This window comes from uncultured Bacteroides sp., from assembly GCF_958445495.1.
GTDB lineage: Bacteria > Bacteroidota > Bacteroidia > Bacteroidales > Bacteroidaceae > Bacteroides.
Genome location: NZ_CAUCSQ010000030.1, coordinates 41,282 through 52,431 on the forward strand (window position 1 = coordinate 41,282; position 11,150 = coordinate 52,431).

The 11,150-nt window shown below is 43.8% G+C and carries 9 protein-coding genes and 1 tRNA gene; 5 read left to right on the plus strand and 5 right to left on the minus strand.

The features are described from left to right. Positions 1 to 71: 71 nt before the first annotated feature. Positions 72 to 989 carry a GyrI-like domain-containing protein gene (locus Q5076_RS11340; RefSeq protein WP_303013327.1) on the plus strand — a complete coding sequence of 306 codons (918 nt, stop codon included), beginning with the start codon at positions 72 to 74 and terminating at the stop codon, positions 987 to 989. A 401-nt stretch (positions 990 to 1,390) separates the two neighbouring features. On the opposite strand, the gene Q5076_RS11345 is transcribed toward Q5076_RS11340, so the two are convergent. From Q5076_RS11345 to sppA, 5 genes are all read right to left on the minus strand, one after another. Beyond that, positions 1,391 to 1,463: transfer RNA gene (locus Q5076_RS11345), tRNA-Phe, on the minus strand. Positions 1,464 to 1,627: 164 nt separating this feature from the next. Further along, the gene (gene thiL, locus Q5076_RS11350) at positions 1,628 to 2,662 is read right to left on the minus strand and encodes a thiamine-phosphate kinase (RefSeq protein ID WP_303013329.1); all 1,035 of its coding nucleotides are present in this window, start codon (positions 2,660 to 2,662) and stop codon (positions 1,628 to 1,630) included. A gap of 17 nt (positions 2,663 to 2,679) precedes the next feature. After that, entirely contained in the window at positions 2,680 to 3,489 is an 810-nt protein-coding gene (locus Q5076_RS11355; RefSeq protein WP_303013330.1) for a purine-nucleoside phosphorylase, read from the minus strand. Next, positions 3,428 to 4,582: a tetraacyldisaccharide 4'-kinase gene (gene lpxK, locus Q5076_RS11360; protein WP_303013332.1), complete on the minus strand. Its 1,155-nt coding sequence runs from the start codon at positions 4,580 to 4,582 to the stop codon at positions 3,428 to 3,430. Before lpxK ends, Q5076_RS11355 begins: the two co-directional genes overlap by 62 nt. Before the next feature lie 11 nt (positions 4,583 to 4,593). Continuing rightward, positions 4,594 to 6,372 carry a signal peptide peptidase SppA gene (gene sppA / locus Q5076_RS11365; RefSeq protein WP_303013334.1) on the minus strand — a complete coding sequence of 593 codons (1,779 nt, stop codon included), beginning with the start codon at positions 6,370 to 6,372 and terminating at the stop codon, positions 4,594 to 4,596. A gap of 229 nt (positions 6,373 to 6,601) precedes the next feature. Between sppA and Q5076_RS11370 the strand changes: the two genes are divergently transcribed. The 4 genes from Q5076_RS11370 (at position 6,602) to Q5076_RS11385 (ending at position 10,891) form a co-directional block, all read left to right on the plus strand. Beyond that, on the plus strand, positions 6,602 to 6,853 hold the full coding sequence (locus Q5076_RS11370; RefSeq protein ID WP_303013336.1) for a hypothetical protein: 252 nt from the start codon (positions 6,602 to 6,604) through the stop codon (positions 6,851 to 6,853). Positions 6,854 to 6,897: 44 nt separating this feature from the next. After that, positions 6,898 to 9,093: a GH92 family glycosyl hydrolase gene (locus Q5076_RS11375; RefSeq protein ID WP_303013338.1), complete on the plus strand. Its 2,196-nt coding sequence runs from the start codon at positions 6,898 to 6,900 to the stop codon at positions 9,091 to 9,093. Positions 9,094 to 9,218: 125 nt separating this feature from the next. Further along, positions 9,219 to 9,809, plus strand: a complete 591-nt coding sequence (locus Q5076_RS11380) for an RNA polymerase sigma-70 factor (RefSeq protein ID WP_303013339.1) — start codon at positions 9,219 to 9,221, stop codon at positions 9,807 to 9,809. 71 nt (positions 9,810 to 9,880) lie between these two features. Then, a complete protein-coding gene (locus tag Q5076_RS11385; protein WP_303013342.1) occupies positions 9,881 to 10,891 on the plus strand; it encodes a FecR family protein in 1,011 nt (336 codons plus the stop codon). Positions 10,892 to 11,150: the final 259 nt, after the last annotated feature.

Below are 11,150 nucleotides of genomic sequence, written 5' to 3' on the forward strand. Positions count from 1 at the left end.
CTATCGTGATATAAAGGTAGTGGTAGAATCCGTAATAATGTGTACTTTTGTTCTAAAATCATCAGTAGGCAATGGAAGAACCCGATAAATACACAAAATCAATTAATGCAGTTATCGACTACATCAATACTCATATAGATAAAAAACTGGATGTGCAACTGTTGGCTGAACAAACCAGTTTGTCTACTTATCACTTTCATCGTATCTTTACTGCTGTAATGGGCGAATCATTAGCTAAATACATCATGCGCAGGCGATTGGAACTTGCCGCAATCCAATTGCGAAATGATGTTCAAAAGCCCGTTATGAACATTGCCTTTGAATATGGATTTAACTCCGTCAATGTCTTTTGCCGTAACTTCAAGAAACATTTTGGCATGACTGCCGAGGCCTACCGAAGCAAAATGCAGCAAGAAGATAGCAAGATTTGTACATTGGAACACAATATCAGTCCGCAAAGTCGTACATACTCTCACTATTTTTGCCAGCGTAAAACATTAAAAATAGGAGATAAATGTATGAATTGTAATTTTGAGATTAAACAGTTAGACGTTACCCATGTAGTGTATTGCCGTCATTATGGAGCATATACCACTATGCAACAGTCATTTGAGAAACTAATACGTTGGGCGTATCCCAAAGGCTTGGTTACAACGCCGGATTTTCGTTTGGCTGCCATTTACCACGATAATCCGAACGTGACAGAGGAAGGAAAACGTATTTCGGATGCCTGTCTGATAGTCAAAGAGCCTATGAAGACGGACGGGGAAATCAGTGCGTACACCCTTCCTGCCGGGCAATATGCCATCGGCCGATTTGAAATTTCATGGGATGAGTTTCAGCCTGCATGGGAATGTATGTACCGCTTAATAGATGAACATGGCTGCCAGTGTTGCGGTCTGCCTTTTGAGGTCTATTTGAATAATAGCGAAACACATCCAGAGAAGAAGTGGATAGTGGATATTTGCATTCCGGTTATATCGAAGTAACACATTACGTTTTCAGATGTTTATAATAAGGGCTATGTCTGAATCCATTCTACTGAATAGTTTATCCTTATCACCATCTGACATTACTATAAAATTTGTGTTTATCATGCCTTAGTGCGCAAATATAGCTAAGAAGCTCTACACTTCCAAATAGAAAGAACAGAGTCTCTTAGCTATATAACTTTTCTTGACCTCATTCCATAAATCAAAGCTTCCACTATTTCAGGAAACTCTATAGCTCTGTCAATCTGATTGTTCTCAAAGCTGTCCAGACAAATCTAGGTTACTTTCTCTGAACTATGCCCCAATGATTCACAAATGATAGAAACATTACCCTGTTTTTCTGTATATATGGGTACAAAAAAAGAGAGCTATATTACTGTAACTCTCTGATTTTCAAGTGGTGCCACCAGGAATCGAACCGGGGACACAAGGATTTTCAGTCCTTTGCTCTACCAACTGAGCTATGGCACCTTCTATTTATCTTTAACTTCTAATATCTCTTTTGCGGTTGCAAAGGTAGTGAAACTTTTGGAATTTGCAAGACTTTCAGAAATAAAAAACACTGATAATAAACTATGGCGCTTATTATCAGTGTTATATGAATTAAAAAATAATTATGTCATGTGTTGGAAACATTATTTCTCTTCTTTCAGAGGATTCCATCCTTGGGCTTTCAGTTCAAATTCCTGTCCGTCACGAGTGATTAGGGCACAGCCAAGTTCAGGTTTGGTAATATGTCCTATGAGACGGATACCCTCTATTTGTGAAACCTTTTCATGGTCGGCTATGGGGACAGTGAAAAGAAGCTCATAATCCTCCCCTCCGTTCATGGCACAAGTCGTCAGGTTCATGTTGAATTCTTCGGCCATGACAGCAGTCTGGTAATCAATCGGGATATGCTCCTCATAAACGCGGCAGCCGGCATTACTCTGTTTGCAGATATGCATAAGTTCGGAAGATAAACCGTCGGAAATATCCATCATCGCAGTCGGAACAATGTTGGCAGAAGCAAGTTTTTCGATAATGTCCTTGCGGGCTTCCGGTTTTAATTGACGTTCCAATAAATATTCTTTACCGGAAAAATCAGGTTGGACATCCTTCTCACCTTTCAGTACCGCCTTTTCACGTTCCAAAAGTTGTAAACCCATATAGGCGGCGCCCAAATCACCGCTTACGCAAATCAAGTCAGTTTCCTTAGCGCCGTTACGGTAAACCACCTTATCTTTGTCGGCGTCGCCGATACATGTAATGCTGATGGCAAGTCCGGTGAGAGAAGAAGTCGTATCCCCTCCCACAATATCAACGTTGTATTGCTGACAGGCAAGACGAATACCCGCATAAAGTTCCTCCATGTCCTCCACACAAAAACGTTTGGAAAGAGCAAGAGAAACGGTAATCTGCCGGGGAGTGCCGTTCATGGCATAAATATCGGAGAAATTGACTACGGCGGCCTTGTATCCCAAATGCTTTAAAGGCACATAAGTCAAGTCAAAATGTACCCCCTCCATTAAAAGGTCGGTAGTTACCAATATTTGTTTCTCCGGAGAGTAACAAAGGACGGCAGCGTCGTCACCCACGCCATATTTACTGGATTCATTCTCTAATTCAATACCATCGGTAAGACGGTTAATCAATCCGAATTCACCGAGAGTCGCTATTTCAGTTCTCATAAGCCAAGTTCAATAATTTAGGCACGGTTGATAAGTTCACGCATGATAGTCGTCATTTTAGGTTGAGCGGCATCGGCAGCTTTTTGTACCTCCTCATGCGTCACTTCCACGATTTTCCCTTCTACCCCCAAGTCGGTGATGACAGAAATGCCAAAAACCTTGATGCCACAGTGGTTGGCGACAATCACTTCGGGCACGGTGGACATTCCTACGGCGTCGGCCCCCAGGATATGGAATAATTTATATTCAGCCGGAGTTTCGAAAGTCGGGCCTTGCGTACCGACATAAACCCCATGTTGCACCTTGATTCCCTTTTCCTTGGCAATCTCATCCGCTTTGCGAATCAACTCCTTGCTGTACGCTTCACTCATATCCGGGAAACGGGGACCGTAAGGAATATTCTTGCCGCGAAGCGGGTGTTCGGGGAAATAGTTGATATGGTCAGTGATAATCATCAAGTCGCCGATTTCGAAATCAGCATTCGTGCCGCCGCTGGCATTGGATACAAACAATGTCTTGATACCCAGTTCACGCATCACACGTACGGGGAAAGTCACCTCCTTCATCGAATAACCCTCATAATAATGGAAACGGCCCTGCATAGCCATGATATCTTTATTACCCAATTTACCGAAGATTAGCTTACCGCTATGCCCTTCTACGGTAGATACCGGAAAGTTGGGAATATCAGAATAGTTTATTTCATACTTTTCGGTGATTTCGTTGGCTAAACTTCCGAGTCCGGTGCCGAGAATGATGGCCGTTTCAGGACTGGTGTGCATCTTTGCCTTCAGATAAGCGGCAGTTTCTTGTATTTTCTCTAACATAGTCAATAATATGTTGGTTAAATTTATCTTGTTGATTCTGTAATATTTCTATTTCAATGGGTAAAGCATAGATAAACGGTTTCAACGCTTCGTCCAATCCCGGATGATTCATCAGGCGAGTCGCATCCTTCTCGGTCGTGACTATCAAACGTCCTTCACCGGCTAATTTCCCGAACCGCTCCTTTATCTGTTGCATATCCTTGTGGGTGAAATCATGATGGTCGCCGAAAAACAATGTCTCTATCTGTTTTACGCAGCCTTCCAGCTTTTCCCGGACAGGAGTAGGGGATGCGATACCCGTTACTAACAATACATTCATGCCCGTCAGTAAAGACAAAGGAATCTCTTTGCCTGCCGGAACCGTACTTATGCCAGCTTCTTTCCCTTCCTGCCGGAATACGGGTCGCAGATTCCCGTAACGGAACGAAGAGAAAAACAACTGCTGATACGGGTAAAGCCCCAGCCGTTTAGTGATAATATTGTAATCAATCGGCTTGATATCCTGCGGACATTTGGTGACGATTACGATTTGCGCCCGGTTCTTTCCGCTGACAGGTTCGCGTAAACGTCCTGCCGGAAGTAATGTGTCATCACAGAAAAGCCGGTGATAATCAGTCAGCAGAATGCTTAATCCCGGTTTGACATAACGATGCTGGAAAGCATCATCCAATAAAACAATATCCACGGCAGGCTCCTTCAATTCAAGCAACTTCTCTATCCCGTGGCAACGGTTCTCGTCGACAGCCAGCGTGACGGACGGGAATTTAGCGTACATCTGATAAGGCTCGTCGCCAATCGTCCTGGCAGTACTTTGAGGAGTGGCAAGCACATAACCTTGTGTACGCCGCTTGTATCCGCGGCTTAGTACGGCCACCTGGTATTTATCGTGAAGCAACTTTATCAAATACTCGGTATGAGGAGTCTTGCCCGTTCCGCCTACAGACAGGTTACCGACACAAATGACAGGAATGCCGAAACTCCTCGACCGGAGCAATCCCCAGTCAAAGAACTTATTCCTCACGGTTACCACTGCCCCGTATAGCCACGAGACAGGATACAGCCATTTGTGTATTTTGAAAAAGCGCCCGTTCATGCAATTGCGGTTTATTTAATATTCAGCTCGAACGGAATACGCGCCTGAATCATGGATTGTTCTTTTAGATTCTTCAATAAACCGAACTGCTGATAATACTCGCCCAGTTTACTTTTCAGGAGTTGTGATTCCACATAATTAGCGGGCTGCACCTCGAACAGAGAAGACAGGAAATCTTGCTTGGCAGGATAAGATACTACGGTATAACCCTCGATACCCGCTTTTGCCACGGCAATATCCAAGGCCTTGTCGATGCCTCCGAGTTCGTCTACCAAACCTAGTTCTTTAGCCGTTTCACCCGTCCACACACGTCCTTCGGCAATCTTTTCAATGGCCTCTTTCGTCATGTGGCGTCCTTCGGCGCATCTGTCTACAAAGGTGTCGTATCCCTGGGCAATCATCATTTGCAGCAATGATTTTTCATCCTCATTGCAAGGACGCATGACGTTGCCGAAATCCGAATGTTTATTGGTTTTTACCACATCATAAGTCAAGCCGATTTTTTCTGTCAATCCTTTAACATTCGGAATCATCCCGAAGATACCGATAGAACCGGTTAAAGTCGTAGGTTCCGCAACAATCGTATCAGCCACGCAAGAAATATAATATCCGCCTGACGCGGCGTAGTCGCCCATAGAGACAATGACAGGCTTTTCAGCCTTCAATTCTTTCACGGCATGCCAGATTTGTTCCGAAGCGAAAGCACTGCCGCCCGGAGAATTGACACGGAGCACGACAGCCTTCACATCGTCGTCATCTTTCAAGTTGCGTAAATCCCGGATTACTTTAGGCCCTACAATACCTTCCTCGGCAGCCGAAGAACCCGGATAATCCGTGATTTCGCCGGACGCATAATAAACGGCGACGATATTGCCGCTTTTATCTTTAGGAACATTCTTTTTCACGTTGAGCATATCTGCCAGTCCCAATACGGGAAGGCGGTCATCCTCACCGATTTCCACCATTTCCTTGAGATAATTGCGTACATCGTTACGGTAAATCAAAGTATCTGCCAATCCGCATTTCACGCTCTCTTCCGCAGGATAGAACATCAGCATGCTGTCTGCATAAGCATTGAGGGAATCGACCGGAAGATTGCGGCTGGCAGCAACCCCTTCGGTCACTTGCCCCCAGATGGAATTGATGAAAACGGTCACCTGTTCGCGGTTGGCGGGACTCATTTCCGTCGCGATAAACGGCTCGACGGCAGATTTGTATGTCCCTACTTTGAATATCTGCATCTCCACGCCGATTTTCTGAAGCAGCTCCTTATAGAAAAGAGGAGCGGAAGCGATACCCCGCCATTCAATCATGCCTTTGGGGTTGAGCAACACTTTGTCGGCCACGCTGGAAAGATAATAAAGCCCTTGAGTATAAGAATCGCCGTAAGCGATGATGAACTTTCCGCTTTCCTTGAAGTCGAGCAACGCATTACGAATCTCCTGTAAAGAAGCATAAGAAGTATTCAATGAGGTTGCCTGCAAATAAATCCCCTTGATATTTTCGTTCTCCTTGGCCTTTTTGATAGATGAAAGGATATCATCCAGCCCGTATTTATCAGACCCGTCACCGAGTAACTGTGATAAAATGCCCAACGGGTTTTCCTGTACACGTTCCACCAACGTACCGTTTAAGTCGAGCATCATTACAGAATTCTTTTTTACGATTGTTTCCGTATCCGAAGCAGACATGATACCGAACAACGTCACCATGCTGATAATAAATAACACAATACTTGACAAAATGATGCCTGTCACTGTGGCAAGTGTGAATTTCAAGAAATCTTTCATTGTACTTGTTGTTTTTTACGCCAGCTTATTATTAAGCTAACAAAGATAAATAATTGAGTTGATATTTATTCAATAAGTCGTATGAATTTTTGTTTTATCACAATGAATCGATATAAATCAAAGCTTCTTCCATCTAAGATTTAAATATATTTGTCTGTATATAATTCTCTTAAATGGGAAGAATTCTCTAATTTTGCAGTGCAACTATTGAAACATTGAATATACTATTATGAAAAAACTCATATCCGTACTTATGTTACTTCTGCCGATATGGACCGTACAGGCGCAGACCGCCCGTGAAGGAATAAGTGCGAACCGTTGCTTGCCAGGAGATAATGATAATTGCGATGCATCATATCCCATGCCCGGCACCGGACAGGCGGTTTCCCTTCAAAGATACGGACCTGACATGGATATGCGTCGCGGCTCCTTGCTGTCATTGGAAAAAGGCGGAAAACCGCTATCGTGGAAAACCAGATAAATATCAGCATACGTAATACGGCATTAACTTAACATTATATCTACATGAAAAGAAAAATTCCTTTTATGACTGCCGCTTTGGCAGGTTTGTTTTTTTATTCTTCCTGTACACCGACGGAAAAAAAGGAAACGCAGGATTATACCCGGTACGTCAATACCTTTATCGGTGCTGCCGATAACGGGCATACGTTTCCCGGAGCTTGTTATCCTTTCGGAATGGTGCAGACCAGTCCTGTGACGGGTGCAGTCGGTTGGCGTTACTGTTCCGAATATGTTTATCAGGATACGTTGATTTGGGGATTCACCCAAACCCACCTGAACGGGACGGGATGTATGGACTTGGGAGACATTCTGGTAATGCCCGTAACAGGCACACGTGTCCGGGCATGGGATGCATATCGCAGCCGTTTCTCCAAAGACAAAGAGGCGGCCGCTCCGGGTTATTATACGGTTGAGCTGTCAGAGCCTCAAGTAAAAGCGGAACTGACCGCTTCCATTCATGCGGCCCTTCACCGTTACACCTATCTTAAAGCTGATTCGGCTTCCGTCCTGATTGACCTGCAGCATGGGCCCGCATGGAGAGAAGAGCAGTATCACTCCCAGGTAAACAGTTGTGAAGTAAACTGGGAAGACGCGCAGACATTGACCGGCCATGTCAATAATACGGTTTGGGTGGAGCAAGACTATTTCTTCGTGATGAAGTTCAACCGTCCTGTTGTGGATTCGCTTTACCTTCCGATGGGAGAAACGGAAAAAGGCAAACGCATCATTGCTACTTTCGACATGAAACCGGGAGAAGAACTGATGATGAAAGTAGCCCTTTCCACTACCGGTGTAGAAGGAGCGAAAAAGAATCTGGAAGCCGAAATTCCGGGATGGGATTTTGACGGAGTAAAGACTGCCGCCCATCATGAGTGGAATAATTACCTGAGCCGTATTGAAATAGACGGTACGGATGACGAGAAAACCAATTTCTATACCTGTTTCTATCATGCGCTGATTCAGCCGAATCAGATTTCAGATGTAGACGGCATGTATCGTAACGCAGCCGATTCCCTTGTGAAAGCCGGGACAGGAACTTTCTATTCTACCTTCTCTTTATGGGATACATATCGTGCCGCCCATCCGTTCTACACATTGATGATTCCCGAACGTGTGGATGATTTCGTAAATTCATTGATAGAACAGGGCGAGGTGCAAGGCTTCCTGCCTATTTGGGCATTATGGGGAAAAGAGAACTTCTGCATGATTGGCAATCACGGCGTATCGGTCATCGCCGAAGCCTACCGTAAAGGATTCCGCGGTTTTGATGCCGAGCGTGCTTTCAATATGATAAAGAAGACACAGACAGTCTCTCATCCGTTGAAATCGAATTGGGAGATTTATACGAAATACGGATATTTCCCGACAGACCTGATAAAGGCGGAATCCGTATCTTCCACGTTAGAGTCTGTATATGATGATTATGCCGCCGCCGATATGGCACGTCGCATGGGTAAAGAAGAAGACGCGGCCTATTTTGCGAAGCGGGCGGATTATTATAAGAATCTCTTCGATTCCGAGACACAGTTCATGCGTCCGCGCAAGTCCGACGGAACCTGGAAGTCGCCGTTTAATCCAAGTACGTTAGGGCATTCCGAAAGCATCGGCGGTGACTATACCGAAGGAAATGCATGGCAATATACCTGGCATGTACAGCACGATGTGCCGGGATTAATCAGTCTGTTCGGCGGTGAAGAACCTTTCCTGAATAAGTTGGATTCTTTGTTCACCGTTAAACTTGAAGGTGAGAGCCTGTCGGATGTGACAGGGCTGATTGGACAATATGCCCACGGCAACGAGCCGAGCCATCATGTCACCTATTTATATGCATTGGCAGGCCGTCCGGAACGTACTCAGGAACTGGTTCGTGAAATATTCGATACCCAATACAAGAGCAAACCTGACGGACTTTGTGGAAACGATGATTGCGGACAGATGTCTGCCTGGTATATGCTTAGCGCGATGGGCTTCTATCCGGTAGACCCGGTGAGCGGGGAGTATGTATTCGGTGCTCCGCAACTGCCTAAGATGGTGCTGCATTTGGCTGATGGAAAGACTTTCACAATCATTGCGGAAAACTTGTCAAAAGAACGTATGTATGTGGATAGCATAACGTTGAACGGAGAACCTTATACGGAAAAATCAATCTCGCATGAAGACATTGTGAAGGGTGGGACGTTGGTCTATAAGATGAAATAAAACAGTATATTCAGATAAGGAAGAAAAGGAGATACGTTGATACAACGCATCTCCTTTTTTCTTTGTATATGCGTTAAATTCGAATAATTCTCTAAATTTGTGCCATTAACTTGACTAATACATACATGGAGCATACTGAAACTTTAATAGTAGAGCAATTGAAACTAGGTGATGAAAATGCCTGGCAATACATTTATGACCATCATTATGCCCTGCTGTGTCATATTGCCAACGGCTATGTGAGAGACCGATTCCTGGCAGAAACCATCGTTGGAGATACCATTTTCCACATCTGGGAGATTCGCGAGACTTTAGAAATTTCGATTTCTATCCGCAGTTATCTGTTAAAAGCCGTCCGTAACCGTTGTATTAATTATCTGAATCTGGAACGGGAAAAAAGGGAATTCTCCTTTTCCGCCCTTATGCCTGATGAAATATCGGATGAAAAAATCATACTGACCGACTCCCATCCGTTAGGAATGTTGTTAGAGCGTGAGCTGGAAGAAGAGATATATAAAGCCATAGATAAACTTCCCGACGAATGTCGTCGCGTGTTCGATAAAAGCCGTTTTGAGGGAAAATCATACGAAGAAATTTCCCAAGACCTGGGTATTTCTATTAATACCGTTAAATATCACATAAAGAGTGCATTAGCATCCTTGCAAAAGAACCTGAGCAAATACCTGATTGCCCTTTTTTTATTTTTCTTCAATTAAAAATGAAAATAAATCATATTTTGACTACCCTCAATTAAAAAATTACTGTCCCCTTTATAGAAAACAGAAATATGGAAGAAGAAAAGAAATACATTGACGAACTGATTGCAAGCTATCTGGCAGAAAGTCTGGATGAAGATAAGCGGGCCGAATTAAAAGGTTGGATAGCTGCATCGGCTGAAAATAAGGCGTATTTTATCCGGCAGCGGGAAGTCTGGTTTTCAGCCGTAAGTCGTGAGGCTGCATCTATCTATGATAAAGATAAAGCATTCGGCACTTTCAAAGAGCGCATACGGCTGGAAAAAGAGCGGAAATCTTCCCGGAAGCAATTCCGTTTATCAGTCTTGTGGCGTTATGCGGCAGTCGTTGCAGCGATAATCACCGTAGGATTTCTTTCATATTGGAGAGGTGAAGTAAATGTGAAAGATACATTTGCGGATATTTCGGTAGAGGCCCCCCTAGGCTCGAAGACCAAACTCTATTTGCCGGACGGTACGTTGGTCTGGCTGAATGCCGGTTCGCGAATGACCTATTCGCAAGGATTCGGAGTTGATAACCGTAAAATCGAATTGGAGGGAGAAGGTTATTTTGAAGTCAAACGGAATGAAGAGATTCCTTTTTACGTAAAAACGAAAGATTTGCAGTTACGGGTGCTGGGAACGAAATTTAATTTCCGCAACTATCTTGAAGACCATGAAGTCGTAGTCTCACTGTTGGAAGGGAAAGTCGAATTAAATAATAAGTTAAAAAGCGAGAAAGAAACTTTTCTCTCCCCTGATGAAAGAGCCGTATTAAATAAGTCAAACGGGATGATGACGGTGGAGTCGGTCACGGCCTCCAATGCCTCCCAGTGGACAGACGGTTATTTGTTTTTCGATGAAGAACTTCTGCCGGACATCGTGAAAGAGCTGGAACGTAGCTACAATGTGAAAATCCGCATAGCCAATGATTCATTAAACAATTTCCGGTTCTACGGTAATTTTGTCCGTCGTGAACAAACCATTCAGGAAGTATTGGATGCATTGGCATCCACCGAGAAGTTGCAGTATAAAATTGAAAGACGCAATATAACTATCTATTAACCGGTTATCAGAGACGATATGATACTATGATTGTTCAACCTTAAAAATGAAGAGTATGAGTAAAGGAATTAACACGGAATAAATTGCAGAGTCCCGATGGGAAGAGGGCATAATAAAAACCGGAAGACCTCGAACATCTTCCGGCTTCTGAATCTCTTCTTTCAACGATTATCAAGTACGGATATGTTTTCAAAAGAGATGATACAAAGTTAGCAAAATACATCTCTTTTAAAACGAGTTATTCAAGTTTTAATTAAAT